This is a genomic window from Maribacter sp. HTCC2170 (assembly GCF_000153165.2).
Lineage (GTDB): Bacteria > Bacteroidota > Bacteroidia > Flavobacteriales > Flavobacteriaceae > Maribacter_A.
This window is the reverse complement of the sequence record NC_014472.1, coordinates 3,020,786-3,040,479: the sequence shown is the minus strand read 5'-3', so window position 1 is coordinate 3,040,479 and position 19,694 is coordinate 3,020,786. Positions and strand designations below refer to the sequence as shown.

Annotated in this window: 14 protein-coding genes; 6 read left to right on the top strand and 8 right to left on the bottom strand. The window is 38.1% G+C overall.

Going from position 1 to position 19,694, the window contains the following annotated elements:
- Positions 1-46 precede the first annotated feature (46 nt).
- The 5 genes from ilvB to FB2170_RS13255 all read left to right on the top strand — a co-directional run bounded on the left by ilvB (position 47) and on the right by FB2170_RS13255 (position 6,902).
- Positions 47-1,780, top strand: a complete 1,734-nt coding sequence (gene ilvB, locus FB2170_RS13275; RefSeq protein WP_013307086.1) for a biosynthetic-type acetolactate synthase large subunit — start codon at positions 47-49, stop codon at positions 1,778-1,780.
- 71 nt (positions 1,781-1,851) lie between these two features.
- Entirely contained in the window at positions 1,852-2,382 is a 531-nt protein-coding gene (gene ilvN / locus FB2170_RS13270; protein WP_041633234.1) for an acetolactate synthase small subunit, read from the top strand.
- A gap of 26 nt (positions 2,383-2,408) precedes the next feature.
- Entirely contained in the window at positions 2,409-3,884 is a 1,476-nt protein-coding gene (gene ilvC / locus FB2170_RS13265) for a ketol-acid reductoisomerase (RefSeq protein ID WP_013307084.1), read from the top strand.
- A gap of 64 nt (positions 3,885-3,948) precedes the next feature.
- Complete coding sequence (gene ilvA / locus FB2170_RS13260; protein ID WP_013307083.1) at positions 3,949-5,199, top strand: threonine ammonia-lyase IlvA; 1,251 nt, start codon at positions 3,949-3,951, stop codon at positions 5,197-5,199.
- A 125-nt stretch (positions 5,200-5,324) separates the two neighbouring features.
- Positions 5,325-6,902, top strand: a complete 1,578-nt coding sequence (locus FB2170_RS13255; RefSeq protein WP_013307082.1) for an NADP-dependent glyceraldehyde-3-phosphate dehydrogenase — start codon at positions 5,325-5,327, stop codon at positions 6,900-6,902.
- A gap of 194 nt (positions 6,903-7,096) precedes the next feature.
- On the opposite strand, the gene FB2170_RS13250 is transcribed toward FB2170_RS13255, so the two are convergent.
- The 7 genes from FB2170_RS13250 to FB2170_RS13220 form a co-directional block, all read right to left on the bottom strand.
- Entirely contained in the window at positions 7,097-8,110 is a 1,014-nt protein-coding gene (locus FB2170_RS13250) for a DUF2806 domain-containing protein (RefSeq protein ID WP_013307081.1), read from the bottom strand.
- 264 nt (positions 8,111-8,374) lie between these two features.
- Positions 8,375-9,532: a CotH kinase family protein gene (locus FB2170_RS13245; protein ID WP_013307080.1), complete on the bottom strand. Its 1,158-nt coding sequence runs from the start codon at positions 9,530-9,532 to the stop codon at positions 8,375-8,377.
- 203 nt (positions 9,533-9,735) lie between these two features.
- Positions 9,736-10,791 carry a 3-isopropylmalate dehydrogenase gene (gene leuB, locus FB2170_RS13240; RefSeq protein WP_013307079.1) on the bottom strand — a complete coding sequence of 352 codons (1,056 nt, stop codon included), beginning with the start codon at positions 10,789-10,791 and terminating at the stop codon, positions 9,736-9,738.
- A 21-nt stretch (positions 10,792-10,812) separates the two neighbouring features.
- On the bottom strand, positions 10,813-12,327 hold the full coding sequence (locus FB2170_RS13235; protein ID WP_041632862.1) for an alpha-isopropylmalate synthase regulatory domain-containing protein: 1,515 nt from the start codon (positions 12,325-12,327) through the stop codon (positions 10,813-10,815).
- A 21-nt stretch (positions 12,328-12,348) separates the two neighbouring features.
- Positions 12,349-12,945, bottom strand: coding sequence for a 3-isopropylmalate dehydratase small subunit (leuD, locus tag FB2170_RS13230; RefSeq protein WP_013307077.1), 597 nt, complete (start codon positions 12,943-12,945; stop codon positions 12,349-12,351).
- Between the two features lie 96 nt (positions 12,946-13,041).
- Positions 13,042-14,445, bottom strand: coding sequence for a 3-isopropylmalate dehydratase large subunit (gene leuC, locus FB2170_RS13225; protein WP_013307076.1), 1,404 nt, complete (start codon positions 14,443-14,445; stop codon positions 13,042-13,044).
- A gap of 157 nt (positions 14,446-14,602) precedes the next feature.
- On the bottom strand, positions 14,603-16,189 hold the full coding sequence (locus FB2170_RS13220) for a serine hydrolase domain-containing protein (protein WP_041632861.1): 1,587 nt from the start codon (positions 16,187-16,189) through the stop codon (positions 14,603-14,605).
- 170 nt (positions 16,190-16,359) lie between these two features.
- Between FB2170_RS13220 and FB2170_RS13215 the strand changes: the two genes are divergently transcribed.
- Entirely contained in the window at positions 16,360-17,469 is a 1,110-nt protein-coding gene (locus tag FB2170_RS13215; RefSeq protein WP_041632860.1) for a DUF2911 domain-containing protein, read from the top strand.
- A gap of 55 nt (positions 17,470-17,524) precedes the next feature.
- Here the strand turns inward: FB2170_RS13215 and recG are convergent, their stop codons facing one another.
- Positions 17,525-19,630: an ATP-dependent DNA helicase RecG gene (gene recG / locus FB2170_RS13210; RefSeq protein ID WP_013307073.1), complete on the bottom strand. Its 2,106-nt coding sequence runs from the start codon at positions 19,628-19,630 to the stop codon at positions 17,525-17,527.
- Between the last annotated feature and the right edge of the window lie 64 nt (positions 19,631-19,694).

Below are 19,694 nucleotides of genomic sequence, written 5' to 3'. Positions count from 1 at the left end.
AGGATGGGAGGTGTTTGAAAATAGCACCCAAATTGTTTAAATAGTTATGGAGACATTAAAGGAAAAAAAGAATAAAACCGAGAAAGCAGCCACGATAAGGATAAGTGGAGCAGAAGCAATAATTCACTGTTTATTGGCTGAAGGGGTCGATATACTCTATGGTTACCCTGGTGGGGCTATTATGCCTGTGTATGATGAGCTATATAAGTTTCAGGATAAGTTAACCCATATTTTAACCCGTCATGAACAAGGTGCTACCCATGCTGCACAGGGTTATGCAAGAGTTTCTGGTAAAGTAGGGGTTGCTATGGCAACTTCTGGCCCTGGAGCAACTAATTTGGTGACAGGTTTGGCTGATGCTCAAATCGATTCTACACCAATGGTCTGCATCACTGGGCAGGTGCCAAGACATTTATTAGGCTCGGATGCATTTCAAGAAACAGATATTATTGGAATTTCAACTCCAGTTACTAAGTGGAACCATCAAGTTACCAAAGTTGAGGAAATCCCAGAGGTAATGGCAAAAGCTTTTTACATCGCAAAATCGGGTCGACCAGGTCCGGTATTGATTGATATTACCAAAAATGCGCAATTTGATGAATTGGACTTCAGCTATGAGCATTGCACAGGTGTTCGCAGTTACAAGCCTGTTCCTGAACCCAACATAGATGCTATTGACGCTGCAGCGGCTTTGATTAATTCTGCCAAGAAACCAATGATTGTTTTCGGCCAAGGGGTAATATTAGGTCATGCAGAGGAAGAATTAAAGAAATTGATAGAAAAAGCAGGGATACCTGCCGCCTGGACTATTTTAGGGTTATCTGCACTTGATTCCGACCATCAATTGAATGTTGGTATGGTGGGTATGCATGGCAATTATGCGCCCAATATTCTAACCAACGAATGTGATGTTCTAATTGCTATAGGAATGCGGTTTGATGACAGGGTAACAGGTAGTTTGGATACTTATGCGAAACAGGCGAAAGTCATCCATTTTGAGATAGACCCGGCTGAGATTAATAAGAATGTCCCTGTAGATGTTGCTGTATTAGGCGATTCAAAAGAAACACTTGGTCTATTATTACCCAAGATTGATAAAAACAGCCACGAATCATGGCATAATGAGTTCAAGAAAAGGTACCAGATAGAGTTTGATGCGGTTATTGAGAAAGAATTGCACCCAACCAAGGAAGGTATGACCATGGCCGAGGTAATCAATGAGATTAATGAGGCTTCAGGACACAAAGCGGTTATAGTAAGTGATGTTGGTCAACATCAGATGATTGCTTGTAGGTACTCAAAATTCAAACAATCCAAGAGTAATATTACCTCTGGAGGATTGGGTACCATGGGGTTTGCATTGCCTGCGGCAATTGGCGCTAAAATGGGTGCTATGGAAAGGGAAGTTGTAGCTGTTATTGGTGACGGAGGTTACCAAATGACAATTCAAGAGTTGGGAACGATATTTCAAAACAAAACCCCAGTAAAAATAGTTGTGCTGAATAATGACCATTTAGGTATGGTACGCCAATGGCAAGAATTATTCTTTGAAAGTAGATATGCTTCAACGGTAATGAGTAATCCTAATTTTGTGAAGATTGCTGAAGGTTATGATATAACAGCTAAAAAAGTTACCGAGCGCAAGGATTTAAAAGCTAGTGTAGAAGAAATGATGGCCTCGAAAGATGCTTATTTCTTGGAAGTAGCTGTTGAAAAAGAAGATAACGTTTTCCCTATGATTCCATCTGGGGCTTCGGTATCGGATATTAGATTAAAGTAAGAAAGAATTAACAATAAAATCTACCCAGAAGTATTCTTCAAGTGTATAGAATGAATACTGGGAATGGACTTATGGAAAAGCAATGGTTTACAATATCGGTTTATGCTGAAAACAATGTTGGATTGTTAAACAGGATATCAGGAATATTCTTAAAGCGACACATTAATATAGAGAGTCTAAATGTCTCAAAATCAGAAATTGGACAAGTATCAAAATTTACAATAGTTGTAAATACCGCGGAGGACTGGACCCGTAAAATCGTGCAGCAAATAGAGAAGCAGATTGAAGTGATAAAGGCTTTTTATCATGATGATGACGACATCATTTATCAAGAATCCGCTTTGTTCAAAATCGCTTCCCATTTACTTTTTGATGAGCGACAAATACAAAATATAATCAAGGAGAGCAATTCGCAGATTGTGACAGTCTCTAGAGACTTTTTTGTCTTGGCAAAAACAGGACGAAGACATGAAATTGATGAAATGCACGATGATCTTGAACCTTATGGCATAATGCAATTTGTTCGATCAGGGCGTTTGGCCGTTTCAAAAGCTGAAATGCCAATAAGCACTATGTTAAATGAATTTCACTTAGATAAATAATCAAATACTAAAAACGAGAATATAAAATGACAAATTATTTTAATACACTATCATTACGTGATCGATTAACGCAGCTGGGAAAATGTAGGTTCATGGATTCTTCTGAATTTTCTGATGGTGTTACCGCTTTGAAAGGAAAAAAAATAGTTATTGTTGGTTGTGGCGCTCAGGGCCTTAACCAAGGGTTGAACATGAGAGATTCAGGTCTTGATATCGCCTATACCTTGCGAGAAGCAGCAATAAAAGAGAAAAGACAATCTTATAAAAACGCAACCGAGAATGGTTTCACCGTAGGTACTTATGAGGAATTGGTTCCTTCTGCAGATTTGGTTATCAATCTAACTCCGGATAAACAGCACACTAATGTGGTAAGCGCCGTGATGCCATTAATGAAAGATGGGGCCACACTGTCCTATTCGCATGGTTTTAATATTGTAGAAGAAGGTATGCAAGTAAGAAAAGATCTTACTGTAATCATGGTTGCTCCTAAAAGCCCAGGTTCTGAGGTACGTGAGGAATATAAAAGAGGATTTGGAGTACCAACATTAATTGCGGTACACCCAGACAATGACCCTCAAGGAAAAGGTTTAGAGCAAGCTAAAGCATATGCAGCGGGCACAGGCGGACACAAAGCTGGTGTCTTGGAATCTTCTTTCGTAGCTGAAGTAAAATCAGATTTAATGGGAGAACAGACCATTTTATGTGGACTGCTTCAAACAGGTTCAATTCTTTGTTTCGATAAAATGATTGAAAAAGGAATTGATGCTGGTTATGCATCAAAACTAATTCAGTACGGTTGGGAAACTGTTACTGAAGGTTTAAAATATGGTGGAATCACCAACATGATGGATCGTTTATCAAATCCTGCGAAAATCAAGGCATTTGAACTTTCCGAAGAACTTAAAGATATTATGCGTCCCTTGTTCCATAAGCACATGGATGATATCATGAGTGGCCATTTCTCAAAAACCATGATGGAAGATTGGGCCAATGATGATAAAAACCTATTAAGTTGGAGAGCTGCAACTGGTGAAACTGCTTTTGAAAAGACACCAGCTGGTGATATGAACATCAGTGAGCAAGAGTTTTATGACAATGGTGTTTTGATGGTAGCCATGGTTCGCGCTGGTGTTGAATTGGCATACGAATCTATGACCGAATCTGGAATAATTGGTGAATCTGCATATTATGAATCATTGCACGAAACCCCATTGATTGCGAACACGATCGCTAGAAAGAAATTATTTGAAATGAACCGTGTTATCTCTGATACAGCTGAATATGGTTGTTATCTTTTTGATCATGCCTGTAAGCCTTTATTGGGTGATTTCATGAAAGGTATTGATACTGATGTTATAGGTACCCATTTTGGAGAAGGAAAAGACAATGGAGTAGATAATGCCAAATTAATCACTGTTAATAAGGCATTGAGGGATCATGATGTTGAGATTGTTGGGGCACGTCTTCGTGCGTCGATGACTGCAATGAAGCCAATAGTCTAATAAAAATCAATTTTTAATTGACCTGTTAGGCTCTTTGGCCTAACAGGTTTTTTTATCTTTAACCATGGCGTATTTTCCAGATTTAGACGATGTTAAAAAGGCTGAAAAGACCATTCGGCAAGTAGCTGATGTTACTCCATTGTCCAAGAGCATACGATTGTCCAAGAAATACAACGCTAATGTTCTTTTAAAAAGAGAGGATCTACATAGGGTTCGCTCGTATAAGATACGGGGTGCATTCAATAAGATAAGTTCGCTTTCAAAAGAAGAGTTGTCAAAAGGGGTTGTATGTGCCAGTGCAGGCAATCACGCACAGGGTGTGGCCTTTGCCTGTAACCATTTAAGAATAAAAGGAACGGTGTATATGCCATCGGTTACGCCGAGACAGAAAATTGAGCAAACCAAAATGTTTGGCGGTGACTTTATAACTGTTGTGCTTGAAGGAGATACTTTTGACGATTCTTCTAAGGCCGCTTTGCTATTTTGTGAGGAACAACAGAAGACTTTTGTACATCCATTTGATGATGAAAAGGTTATAGAAGGACAGGCTACCATTGGTTTGGAGCTTTTAGATCAGACCACTGAACCCATAGATTACATATTTGTTGCTATTGGTGGTGGTGGACTCGCTTCAGGACTCTGCGCGGTTTTCGAAAAGTTGTCATCCAATACCAAAATTATTGGTGTAGAGCCAGAAGGTGCTCCATCAATGAAAGTTTCAATCGAAAAAGGCAAAAATACCCGATTGGAACAAATTGACAAGTTTATTGACGGTGCTGCAGTTCAAAGGGTAGGAGATTTGCCATTTACCATTTGTCAAGAGCATTTAGACCAAATGAAAACTGTTCCCGAGGGCAAGGTTTGTCAATCTATTTTAGACCTCTATAATAGAGATGCAATAGTCGTTGAGCCTGCAGGTGCTTTGACCGTTGCCTGCTTGGATGGTTTTACAGATGAAATCAAAGACAAGAATATTGTTTGTATTGTAAGTGGAGGTAACAATGATATAACCCGTACAGCTGAGATTAAGGAACGGGCATTGTTGTATGGTCAATTAAAACACTATTTTATTGTTCGTTTTCCACAGCGTCCTGGTGCATTAAAACAGTTCGTGGCAGAGATATTGGGTCCAAATGATGATATTACCCATTTCGAGTATTCCAAAAAATCAAGCAGGGAAAATGCTCCTGCAATAGTGGGAATAGAATTAAAAAGTGCTACAGACCTTCAACCTCTGATTCAGCGAATGAAAGCCAATAACTTTTATGGCGACTATTTAAATGATAAACCAGATCTATTCCAGTATTTGGTTTAGTATTTACGCATTTTCAAACACATTACGTATAATTTGTTAACTCTAACGTTTTCATAGTTAGCAGTGTTATTGAAAATGAATTATAAGGCCTAATTTTGTTCTAACATTCTAAAATAAGGTCAATCATGACAATACCAGAGATATATAAAATCACAAATACCATAGATCAGACAGCATATCTTATTGATGGGGAATTAAAAACTTGGAAAGGAAAGTCCACCGAAGTGTATTCCACTATTTCGTCCACAAAGGATTATAAACCTACTTTATTGGGAAGTATCCCAGATATGGGCGAAAAAGAGGCTTTAGAGGCATTGAAAGGTGCAACAGATGCCTATAACAAGGGTCAAGGAGCTTGGCCTACCATGCAAGTAAAAGACCGTATTGAATGCATGGAGATCTTTGTTGAGAAAATGAAGACCAAACGGGACGAAGTAGTTAAGCTGTTGATGTGGGAGATTGGAAAATCATTACCTGATTCACAAAAGGAATTTGATCGTACAATCGAATATATCTACGATACCATTGAAGATTGCAAACAATTGGACCGTGATGCGGCCAAGTTTGAAAAAAACGATGGTGTTTATGCCCATATAAAAAGGGGGCCTTTAGGTGTTGTTTTGTGTTTAGGGCCTTATAACTATCCTTTGAATGAGACATTTGCTTTGTTGATTCCTGCGATTATCATGGGGAATACTACGGTATTTAAGCCAGCAAAACATGGGGTGTTATTGATTACACCACTGTTGGATGCATTTCAGAGTAGTTTTCCCAAGGGAGTGGTTAATATTTTGTTTGGTCGTGGTAGGGCTGTAGCGGCCCCGATTATGCAAACAGGAAAGATTGATGCATTGGCACTGATAGGGAACAGTAAATCGGCCAATGCATTGCAAGAGCAGCATCCAAAAAGTAACCGATTGCGATTGGTACTTGGGCTTGAGGCCAAGAACCCGGCAATAATTTTGCCAGATGCTGATTTAGGTTTGACCGTTCAGGAGTGTTTGGCAGGTACTTTGTCTTTTAACGGGCAACGTTGTACAGCTTTAAAAGTAATTTATGCCCATGAGAATATTGTGGATGGTTTCAATAGTCAATTTGCAGAACAGGTAGATACCCTAAAATTTGGAAATCCCTGGGATAAAGGAGCAAAGCTCACCCCATTACCAGAACCAGGAAAATCAGATTACATTCAAGAACTTATTGATGATGCAGTTTCTAAAGGGGCGAAGATTTTGAATAAAAAAGGAGGAAAACGCTTTGATAATTTCATTTGGCCAGCAGTATTATATCCTGTTACAAAAGATATGCGGGTATATCAAGAAGAACAATTTGGCCCTGTAATACCCATTGTACCGTTTAAGGATATTGAGGAGCCTTTGGATGATATGGCGGATAGTAATTACGGGCAACAGGTGAGTCTCTTTGGGAAAGATGTGTATGCCTTGGCTCCGTTGATTGATTCTTTGGTGAACTTGGTGTGCCGGGTTAATTTGAACAGTTCCTGTCAACGTGGTCCAGACGTCTATCCATTCACGGGAAGAAAAGATTCTGCCCAATCAACCCTGAGCGTGCATGACGCCTTGCGCTCATTTTCTATACGGACCTTTGTTGCTTTTAAAGACAATGAATTGAATAATGAGACCATTGAAAAACTCTTAGAAACCAAGCTTTCCAATTTTGTGAGTACTGACTATATATTGTAGTTACAAAACTTTAAAAGAAGTAAATTTTCTGATTTTTGATATTTGGGTTAAGTTCGATGCTTTCGTTATCGTGTTTGTGTAAGAATAGTTGCGTGTGTTAGCACGAGCTTTCGCGAGTACAAAACCAACTTGAAAATCCGCAAGGATTTTCCAAAAAGGCGAGAACAAGCAATTATTTTTACACGGTGTTGGCGTTAGTTATTTTTTTGTTCATTCTTTTTTCTTTCCTGTTCTTCTTTTGCTTTTTTCGCTTCCAATTCCTTGTCTGTTAATGGAACTTCCATCATCGGTGTATGTTTAACTCTTCCGTCAGCCTGTTGTTCAATAATCGCAGCATACTTTATAGATACTCCTTCTCTCCGTAATTTTGAAGCAAGTAACTTAACATATTCTAAATCCGAATTTGATTCTACCAATTTGAGTAATTCTTGTCCGATTTTGGTGAATACTAATATTTGTAATTGCTGTTCAGGTATGTTAGGTGATTTTTCTACAGCTATAATTGTTTTACTGATTACAAAATATTGCAAATCAGTATTTCCCTTTGTAGCGTGAACTTTAAATTGCAAATCGTTCGCAGTTAAAAGTCCCAATTCTTCTAAAAGAAGCCTTTCGTGAAAATTAACTTTGTATGTATCTTCTAATAAAGGCTCATTTTTGAAATTAAGCATAAAAGAAACACCATTAGAACTAACGGATAAATTCGCAAATTTTATAAAAGTATCTGCTTCTTTTTTAGAGAGGTTTTTTAGTAATTCTAAAGTTCTTAATGAATATGAATTAGGATTTTTAATTTCTCCAGCTAAAATTCTACCCCAAATTTCCTGCATTTCTTCATCGGAAACATCTTCGGCAATATTAAAAAATCTTTTAGACCAATCTTTGCTTACAGGTTCTTCAGACACATTGGATTCTTGCTGTAATTGTTTAGCGGCAATTTCAGCAATTTGGTCTATGTTATTTTGTCTCTCAAGTTCTTTGAAAAGTATTCTTTCTTGAATCCTCAAATATGTTTCGGCTTCATTTTCTTTTCCTTCTGCTAAAGCTTTGGATTTCGCATTTTCAATCATTCCGATTTCGTAAGCTTTTGCATCAGCTTCTTTTCGTATCGACCTTGGTTTATATAATGTACCGATTCCTTTACTTATTACATCAATAAGTTTTTCTATCGGTTTCCCTTCTAATTTTATTAAATTAAATTCAGGCATAGTATGTTTTTTTTAATTAACGCCAACGCTTAGTTAAAATGAGTTTTAATTCCTTTTAACGGTTGATAACGAAGTTCGGGGATTTTTAATTTATAATCAAGCTTGTTGCCTATACTATTGCTACAAGCTGTAAACAAATTACTACAAAAAAAGTCAACGATTTTACCTGGGTAGCTACTGTCAAATTCTAAAAACTAGATAATGGCCTTTAAAAGCCATTAACAAAGTCATCTATATATGTTGCTCTATTCTCAATCCAGCGTTTCAGTTCATTTGCACCCGCATCGTTTGCCTCCCATACACCAAAATCCCTAACTTTTGCTTCTTGAATGTAAGGGCATATTCATCTATATAGGCTAGCAACTCTGTAAGGTGATTGTCTTTAAAAGCCGTCCAATGTTCCTTCATCAATAATTCAATTCTGGGGTCGGACATCAATCTTGAAAAGAACTGGGTGCCACTGGACGAAGATGACCAAAATAAAGGCCTGTCAAAAACACTAAAATGTTGAAATGTGCCTTCAAAAGCAAAGCCCCAATCAAAATCCCATATTGGCCCCATGGTAAATTTTCCCATACTTGTTTTATACAGGTAGGTACTTTTAGGGTGATTGATTTCTTCATTACCGGTAAGCATATACACAATCAAATATTTGGCAATAGAAACATCATCTATATAATCAAGATATTCATTATTTGGAAAATCCGCTTGAGCAACCAATGTTTCCAATGTTTCAAATTCACTTTGAATAGATGTCAATTTAACGGCATCGATCATTTTCGGATATTTTACAGTCACTGGTAAATCGTAAGCACTTGATCTGAACTGCCATTCTTCATCATAATTGGTGTCTAAATTCAGCAATAGACCATCTTCACCAACATCAACACGATTGGGTTTTACTTCTATTTGCTCCGTTAGCATGTATAACCCTTGGTATTCATTGTTTATGGTTACTTCAACAGGTGTAATAGTATTCGTAAAAGGCATTTCAAGCAATTGTCCAATTTTCATGCCCACGGCATTCAATAAATGAGTGCCATCGAGATAGTTGGACAATAGCACCCAATCTTTTTCAGGTGCCAACCCTAAAATGGACTCTTCACTGCTCAATTTTATTTTGTACGGTTTTTTTGGGTAGCCCCAAGTCGAATTGCCCCTGCCTCTTATTTGGGCATCGATTGTTAAATCATTATTTGTTGATTGCGCATTTACTTTCAGAACCCCATCAACATAAACACTTTTAGAAACAATGGGAACGCTTCCGTTTGTGTTAAACTCAATCTGAGGAAAGTTTACATCTTCTTCTGCCTTTGGTTCTTGCGTTAGAACGGTATCATCTTTAGAGCAACTTTCTGTGATAACAACACAGATCATTAAAAAGAAATAAATAAAAGTTGGTTGCCTAAATAATTGACGCATAGTTTTGTAATTGGCTAGTAAGATAATATAAAAGTTGTTTATATCTGTATATGATCAGGTTAGGGAATTTGTATAACTACTAGGTTTTGAAATATAATTGTGGATTTATCCTAGATTCTAAAACAATACTGTGCAAAAAGCCCTGACGGATTTGTCAGGGCTTTTGGTTATTATCTAAAATATTGAGTAGAATCTTTTATGTTTTAAACATTCGCAGCCAGCCAATCACCAACCTCACTGGTTTTGTGTGCTATACCATCTTCGGACAAGTCTTCGGTAACAATACCCTCCGCCAATGATTTGTTTACAACATCGCGAATGGCCTGAGCTTCATCAGCTAGATCAAAATCCTCAAATAGCATAGCAACGGAAAGTACGGTCGCTAAGGGGTTTGCAATGTCCTTTCCTGCAGCTTGCGGATATGAGCCGTGAATGGGTTCGTATAAGCCTACTTTACTACCTATTGATGAAGAGGGCATTAATCCCATTGAACCTGATATTACAGAAGCCTCATCAGTTAATATGTCCCCAAAAAGGTTTGCGGTAATCATAACGTCATAATCACTAGGCCATTGAACCAAACGCATTGCAACGGCATCAACAAATTCATAGGACACCTCAACTTCAGGATAGTCTTTTTCCATGGCTTGGACTGTTTCTCTCCACAAACGGGAGGCTTCCAATACATTGGCCTTGTCAACACAGCAAAGTCTTTTAGAGCGCTTCATGGCCATCTCAAAACCTTTTTTTGCTAAACGTTGTATTTCAAACCGTTGGTAGGTCATGGTGTCGTATGCTGTATCGCCATTATCTTTTCTTCCACGCTCACCAAAATAAACGCCACCGGTCAATTCCCTAAGAATGATTAGATCAGTACCTTCAATACGTTCACGCTTTAACGGTGATTTGTCAATCAATGAAGGAAAAGTAAATGTTGGTCGTACATTGGCGAACAATCCCAATTTCTGTCTCATTTTCAATAAACCTTGTTCAGGTCTTACTTTGGCCGATGGATCATTATCAAAACGTGGATGACCAATTGCACCGAATAATACAGCATCAGCATTTGCACATATTTCGTGTGTTTCATCAGGATAAGGCTCACCAACAGCATCAATGGCCGCAGCACCAGTCAAAGCGGGTGTCCAATTTATTTCATGATCGAATTTTTTTGCAACTGCATTAGATACTTTTACTGCTTGATCTATTACCTCAGGACCAATTCCGTCTCCTGCCAAAAGGGCTATATTCAATTTCATTTAACTGTATTCTATTAATTATTAAATAATGTTCAACATTTTTTCTGTCGCCTTGATAGCCGATACTGTTTGGTCAGAGTCCAATCCTCTAGAGGTAAACTCTTTTTCTTCCAACTTCCAAGTGATTATTGTTTCACAGAGGGCATCGGAGCTACTTCCGGGTGGTATGCGAACGGCATAATCGGTTAAAACGGGCAATTCAATTTTTCTTGAGTTGTAAATTTTACGTAAGGCATTCATAAAGGCATCGTACTGCCCATCCCCTGAAGCGTTTTCTTCAAAAATCTCCCCATTTATTTCCAATGATAGGGTGGTGGAAGGCTGCAAGCCTTTTGCATGGGTCAATACATAGGATTTAACAAATACTTTTTGTTGGAAATCAGAATCCAGAACATCCGAAATAATATAAGGAAGGTCATCTTTTGTCACCTGTTCTTTCTTATCACCAAGTTCAATTATCCTCGCAGTTACTTTCTTTAACTCGTCATCATTGAGCGTCAATCCCAGCTCCTGTAAATTCTTTTGAATATTGGCTTTTCCGGATAATTTACCAAGTGCATATTTACGTTTTCTACCAAAACGTTCTGGCATTAAATCGCTAAAGTAAAGGTTATTTTTACTATCTCCATCTGCATGTATGCCAGCTGTTTGTGTAAAAACATTGTCACCAACAATAGGCTTGTTTGCGGGGATGCCAAATCCTGTAAAGGCAGACACCAATTTACTCACCTTATGCAGTGATGATTCGTTTACTGCTATATCAACTTCTGGTAAAAAATCATTTATCACAGCGACTGCGCTCGCCATAGGTGCGTTACCGGCACGTTCACCCATTCCATTTACAGTAAGATGTAAACCGTGTACACCTGCTCTAACAGCTTCCATAACATTTGCCACTCCAAGATCGTAATCATTATGTCCGTGAAAGTCAAAATGTGAATCTGGATAACGCTGGACTATTTCTGAAAGAAAGTCAAAAGTCTCTGAATAGGTGAGTACCCCTAGTGTATCCGGTAACAAGATTCGCTCTACGGGTTGTTTTGTGAGAAAGTCCAAATACTGAAAAACGTATTCCTTGGAATTACGCATACCGTTACTCCAATCTTCAAGATATACATTGGTCTTAATGCCTTGTGCTTGTGCTAGTTCAATGGTTTTGGCTATCTCATTAAAATGCTGCTCAGGAGTTTTCTTAAGTTGATGTGTTAAGTGGTTCAATGATCCTTTGGTGAGTAAATTTTGAACCTTGGCGCCTGCCTTTTTCATCCATTCCAAGGAAACTCCGCCATCAACAAAGGTCAATATCTCCACGCGGTCCAAATACCTTTGTTCAGTTGCCCATTGGGTAATTTCCTGTACAGCTTTCAATTCACCTTCTGAAACTCTGGCTGAAGCAATTTCAATACGGTCAACTTTGAGCTCATCCAATAATAGTTTGGCAAGCGTAAGTTTTTCGGATACAGAGAAAGAAACTCCCGAGGTCTGTTCACCATCGCGGAGTGTAGTGTCCATTATTTCAATCCGTCTCTTATCCATAGGTATTCTTGACTTAAACTATTATAATGGTGTGTCTTGGGCGTATTCGCTTATTTTACCCTTGATGTTCAAAAGGTAATCTATATCATCAAAGCCGTTGGTCATGTTGGCTTTCTTATAATCATTGATATCAAAACTTTCCTTTTCACCAGTAGCCAATATAGTTACGGATTGATCCTTAAGATTAACTTCTAATTGGGCTTCTGGGTCAGCTTCAATAGCAGTAAAAATTTTATGTAGAAAATCTGCACTGACCTGAACAGGTAAAACACCAATATTCAGACAGTTGTTTCTAAATATATCGGCAAAGAAACTGGAAACCACACAGCGGAATCCGTAATCATAAACGGCCCATGCGGCATGTTCCCTAGAAGATCCAGAACCGAAGTTCTTGCCACCTACTAATATTTTACCACTGTAGATAGGGTTATTTAGAACAAAGTCTTTCTTTGGTGTGTCATCACCATTGTAACGCCAATCCCTAAAAAGATTATCACCAAATCCTTTTCTTTCTGTTGCTTTTAAAAAGCGAGCTGGAATAATTTGGTCTGTATCCACATTTTCTATGGGAAGTGGTACTGCCGAAGAAGTTAGTATGTTGAATTTATCGTATGCCATTTTATTATTTGTTGTTCGTTCTTAGTTGTTCTTTGATGGATTTTTACTCTTAGATATTGATAATTTATCAATTCTAACCAATTAACCATCAACTATTTAATTCATTAATTCCCTTGGGTCGGTAACCTTTCCGGTAACGGCTGCTGCTGCTGCAACTAACGGACTGGCCAAAAGAGTTCTAGACCCTGGACCTTGTCTGCCTTCAAAGTTTCTGTTAGAAGTACTTACTGCATATTTTCCAGCAGGCACCTTATCATCGTTCATGGCCAAACATGCAGAGCAACCAGGTTCTCTTAGTTCAAAACCAGCTTCGTTCAAAACATCCAACAAGCCTTCTTCCTTTATTGCTGCTTCAACCTGATGAGATCCCGGAACCAACCAGGCTGTAACATTTTGTGCCTTTTTTCTTCCTTTTATTAATGAAGTAAAAGCCCTAAAATCCTCTATGCGGCCATTAGTGCAACTTCCAAGGAAAACAAAATCAATATCCTTGCCCATCATACTTTCACCTTCATTGAAATCCATATACTGCAAAGATTTTTTATAAGTGGCTTGGCCACCTTCTACGGCATCAGCTAGAGGAATATCATTTGAAATACCGATACCCATGCCCGGATTTGTACCGTAAGTGATCATAGGTTCAATGTCGGCAGCGTCAAAGGTTATTTCCTTGTCAAATTGAGCTCCTTCATCGGTGTATAGTGTTTCCCAATATGCCTTGGCCTTATCAAGAGCGACACCTTTTGGTGAAAACTCACGCCCTTGTACATAATCAAATGTCTTTTCATCAGGGGCTATCATTCCACCACGTGCGCCCATTTCAATACTAAGGTTGCAGACCGTCATTCTTCCTTCCATGGTCATATCCCTAAACACCTGACCAGCATACTCAACGAAATAACCCGTAGCTCCTGAAGTTGTTAATTGTGAGATAATATACAAGGCAACATCTTTAGGGGTAACCCCTTTACCCAATGCGCCCTCAACATTAATACGCATACTCTTAGGTTTTGCCTGCATTATACATTGCGTGGCCAAAACCATTTCAACCTCAGAGGTTCCAATTCCAAAGGCAATAGCCCCAAAAGCGCCATGGGTAGAAGTATGTGAATCACCACATACTATGGTAGCACCTGGCTGTGTGATTCCGTATTCCGGACCTACAACATGAACAATACCATTTTTCTCATGCCCCAATCCCCAATAGGAGATTCCGTATTCTTTGGAGTTTTCTTCCAAAGCTTTAAGCTGGTTTGCAGAAAGCGGATCCTCAACTGGCAAATGTTGATTTATAGTCGGGGTATTATGGTCTGCGGTCGCGAATGTTTTTTCAGGATGCAGTACTTTAATCCCTCTACTTTTCAATCCTAAAAATGCCACGGGACTTGTTACTTCATGTACCATATGACGGTCTATGAACAATACATCTGGGCCGTTTTCAATTTGTTGCACAACATGCGAATCCCAAACCTTATCAAATAGTGTCTTCTTTGAACTCATAATTCTTTTTATTCTAAGCTAACAAAACTATTAAAACCAATGGTTTTAGGAAATTAATGCACTTAAAAATTACGATGTTCAAACGCAATTATTTTTTCAACAACAGAAGGAGACAAAATCCATTTACACGAAAAGGAATAAGTCAGATGTCCTTTAGCTATTCGCTTTTACGGGATTTAAAAGAAACATCCAATCTTTGAACCATAGGTGTTTTTTCTGGAGTCAGTGTAAAGAACACATTTATATCACCATTTTCGCAGCTTATTTTAAAATCTCCTCGTAATTGATTTCGAGGAGAAATCTTCAAAACATTTATAAAGCCTCCTGCAGAATCCAAAACATCTTGGATTTCTTTGATACGCATTTCTTTAGAAGTATCTAGGAAAAAATTCTCGGCAAATATTTTCCCATCTAGATTGGCTTTTCCTGTTTGGAAGAGGTTAGCGATTTCTCCCTTTCTTTTTTCCAAGATATCAGATGCAGGAAGTTTGCGGGACTGTAAATCCAATTTCTCAAACAACATTTTTTCTATGGTATCGTAGGGAATAGGTGTTGTATATGTTAAATTGCCAAATGCCATGATTCCAATACCATATTCAGGAAAGAAAGCATAATTACTCCCAAAACCAGGTAATGCCCCGCCATGTGAAATACGTTTTCTTCGTTTACAATCCATTGAAATTCCAAGCCCAAATCCATAGCCTATCATACTTGCACAAGACTTATTATCCCAATCCTTGTTCCAAGAATTTAAAAAATTAAATTGAGGAGTATGCATTTCCCTTAAAGAACTACGCTTGATAGGACCCGTGTCGTCATCGCTTCTTGCTGGCCAAGCAGATAAATGAAAACTAACATATTTGTTAAAATCTTCGATGGATGTGATTAATCCTCCCATTGCACCGTATGCACCATCGTGAAGCATTGGTTCCTTTTTCCAAGTTTCATCTTCCCATCTATATCCAATCGCCAATTGTTCTTGCGGAACATTTGAATATTCCCAAAATGTATTGTTCATCCCTAAGGGAAGAAAAATATGCTTCTTTATATATTCTTGATATGGAATTCCAGAAATTGATGTAATGATTTTCCCGAGCATGGCATATCCTGTATTGCTGTATTCAAATTGGGAGGAGGAAACCTTGGAAATCGATAGCCCTTTGGAAATCAAATCTATAAAAGCTTCATCTGAAAGTGCAAGCTGGCGGTCTCCCCAGGGATTGTCCTCTGGAAATCCAGCTGTCATTGTCAATAAATTTTCAATATCAATCAATGGAGAATCCTCGGTAAGATATTCTAACTTTCCTAACTCCGGAATATATTTTGATACTGGGTCATTTAAAGATAATTTCTGTTCATCCCTTAATTTCAAAATAGCCATGGCCGTAAAACTCTTTGACATAGAGGCTATCCGAAAAGATGTACTAGTTGACGCTGCAATATTGTTTTTTATTTGGGACAATCCTGTTGCCGAGGCTATTACGAGAGAATCATCAACAACAATACCATAGGCAATTCCTGGTATTTTTTTTGTTTTTGAGTGTTCAATAAATATTTGCTCCAATTCAGATTCGATTCCTTTTATTTTTGAGATTCTTTGGTCATTCAAGAAAACAGGCTCTTTATAAGTGCTTGACACTAACTTTCCCTCTGGATGCTTTATAGCAGCAGTTTGATTTGTATTTCTACAAGATATCAGAAGTACAATGCTAGATAACAAAAGAATTACCGACGTATTTTTCATTTGGTTTTGTTTATGGTATTAAATTATAAAAACAAAGACAACTTTTTTTTGAAATTGTCACACTTATTTAAATGTTAGTTTAACATGTGCTGTTAGCACTTTAACACAATTGTAACTTTATGGGGCTTTATCTATATATACCTTGTAACGGAACAACTAAAATCAATCAAATGAAAAAAATGTACTTAAAATATGCATTAGGCATGTCATTCATGATGCTATTTTGTTTTGTTAATGTTTCCGCTCAATTGGATTTACCAAGAGGAAGCCAAATGGCAAAGGTTTCGCAAAGAGTCGGAATAACCGATATTTCAATCGAATATTCACGCCCTAGTGTTAATGATCGGGAAGTTTGGGGAAAGTTAGTGCCTTATGGAATGAACAACCTTGGATTTGGAACGGCCAAAGAATCTCCTTGGAGAGCAGGGGCAAATGAGAATACGATCATCAAATTTGATGATGATGTGAAGGTAGAAGGAAAAGATTTGGCAGCAGGAAAATATGGATTGCATATGGTCATTCATGAAGATAATAAAGCAACGATTATTTTCTCCAAGAATTACAAGGCGTGGGGCAGTTATTTCTATGAGCCTTCGGCGGATGCTTTGCAAGTTGATGTGAATATGACCAATGCACCGCATACAGAGCAATTAACTTTTGATTTCTACGATGTTTCGGCCAATTCGGCCATAGCCAGTTTAAGCTGGGGGGAAAAGAAGATCCCTTTTAAAATTGAAGTAGATGTGGCCAATGTTGTATTGGCTGATATTCGTACCAAACTTGAAAATTCGCCAGGTTTTACTAGACAAACGTGGGAACAAGCGGCAAATTTCTCTTTGAATAATGGTGGTGATTTGGATGAGGCTCTTCGCTGGATTGATGCCACTATTGCTGGACAGTTTTTTAGCCAGAAAACCTTTAATAATCTGGGAATCAAATCAAGGATTTTAGCAAAGCAAGGGAAAACCGGTGAAGCATCTACCGTTATGGATGAAGCCATGGAATATGCTACCATTTTTGAAACTCATGGATACGGGCGTCAGTTGATTGGTCAAGGAAATAAAGAAAAAGCCATGAAGATCTTTAAAATGAATGCCAAAAAGAACAAAGGTCAATGGCCTGTGGACTTCGGATTGGCAAGAGGTTATTCTGCCCTTGGTAATTATAAAACAGCACTAAAACATTTACAAATTGCAGCCAAAAGAGCACCGGACCAGCCAAACAAAGATGCTATAGCAGGTTTTTTGGAGAAACTTAAAAAAGGTGAAGACATCAATTAAAAAGCGAATTGCATGAAAAGTTGAACCCTGATGGTAATCGTCAGGGTTTTTAATTTCAACTTATGTAATTCCAGATGTTTTTATGCTTAATGAGTTGAGCGTAGGAATGTCGAATTACCAAATGTTCTTGTTTTTCCAAACTCGGGTCTTCTTTTAAAATTTTCATAGCATACCAACGTGCTGTCTTAAGAATATCATTGTCCTTGACTATGTCAGCGATTTTAAGGTTTAAAACGCCGCTTTGTTGTGTTCCCATAATATCTCCAGGCCCACGAAGTTTTAAGTCTACCTCTGCAATCTCAAAACCGTCATTGGTCCTGACCATGGTTTCTAAACGGGTTTTGGCTTCTGATGACAGTTTAAAACTGGTCATCAAAATACAATAACTTTGATCTGCGCCACGACCAACGCGCCCACGCAATTGATGCAATTGGGACAACCCAAAACGTTCCGCACTTTCAATGATCATTACCGAAGCATTGGGAACGTTAACACCAACTTCAATAACGGTAGTGGCAACCATTATTTGGGTTTCACCTTTTACAAAACGTTCCATCTCATAGTCCTTATCGGCGGGTTTCATTTTGCCATGAACAATGGAAATCTGGTAATCGGGTAGCGGGAAATCCCTCGCAATACTTTCATAACCATCCATTAAATCTTTGTAATCCAATGCCTCTGATTCTTGTATTAATGGATATACCACATATATCTGGCGCCCTTTTTTTATTTCATCCTTGATGAACCCAAAAACCTTCAATCTATTGGAATCATATCTATGTACTGTTTTTATAGCCTTTCTGCCTGGCGGTAACTCATCAATTACTGAAATATCCAAATCACCATATAGACTCATGGCCAAGGTTCTAGGAATTGGTGTCGCCGTCATTACCAGAATGTGTGGTGGCACTTCATTTTTATGCCAAAGTTTGGAACGTTGGGCAACTCCAAACCGATGTTGTTCATCAACAATAGCTAGACCAAGGTTTTTATATTTCACCTTATCTTCCAATAGAGCATGGGTGCCAATAAGAATATGAAGCTCCCCATTTTCAAGTTGCTCATGGATTATGGTTCTAGCAGATTTTTTTATTGAACCTGTAAGTAGAGCTATGTTTACTCCGATATCTTGCAATTGTTCTTTAATGCCATTAAAATGCTGGTTAGCAAGAATTTCTGTAGGCGCCATCAAACAGGCTTGGTAACCATTATCGATGGCCAGTAGCATGGTCATTAAGGCAACAATGGTTTTACCGGAGCCCACATCTCCTTGCAGTAGCCTATTCATTTGTGCGTTGCTGCCCATATCGGCCCTTATTTCCTTTATTACTCTTTTTTGGGCCGTGGTCAATTCAAAAGGCAAATGATTTTTAAAGAATTCATTGAAAAGCTCTCCCACTTGATCAAAGTTGAAGCCTTTGATTTTTTGTTTGCGCAGCATATTTTTGGAAATCAATTGTAGCTGTATATAGAACAATTCCTCGAACTTTAATCTAAACTGCGCTTTGGCTAAGAACTCTTGATTTTTTGGAAAATGAATATTGAAAAGGGCTTCGCTTTTTGATATCAATTTTAAATCATGTAAAAGCCCATCGGAAAGTGTCTCCATAAACTTTCCTTTAGTTTCAACAAATAGTTGTTGTAAGAGTTTATTGATAACACGATTGGTGATTCCACTATTACCCAATTTCTCAGTAGACGGATAAACAGGTTGCATCAATACCTTGAGTCCTTGTTCATGCTCTGTCAGCAATTCCATTTCGGGGTGTGGCATTGAAAATTTGCCACTGTACCAATTACATTTTCCGAAAATCACATAGGGTGTGTTCAGTTTTAGATTTTCCCGAATCCATTTTTGACCACGAAACCATACCAATTCCATTTCTCCTGTTTCGTCTATAAATGTGGCCACCAAACGCTTTCCTTTTTTTTGCTCAACGGTTTTTATACGAATGATTTTGCCTTTTATCTGAACATCGGCATTACTACGTTGTAATTGACCAATTTTATAGTATTGGGTTTTATCGATATATCTATTTGGGAAAAGATTCAGTAAGTCTTGATAGGTAGATATGCCAAGCTCACCTTGTAATGTTTGTGCCCGATTTGGGCCAACACCTTTGAGGTATGTAATGGGAGTTTGAAGGTAATTGGCATTCATTCGATAAAAATAGGGGATACCCTATTCAAGTGCAACAAACTAAAATGCTAAATTTGGTGTGGAC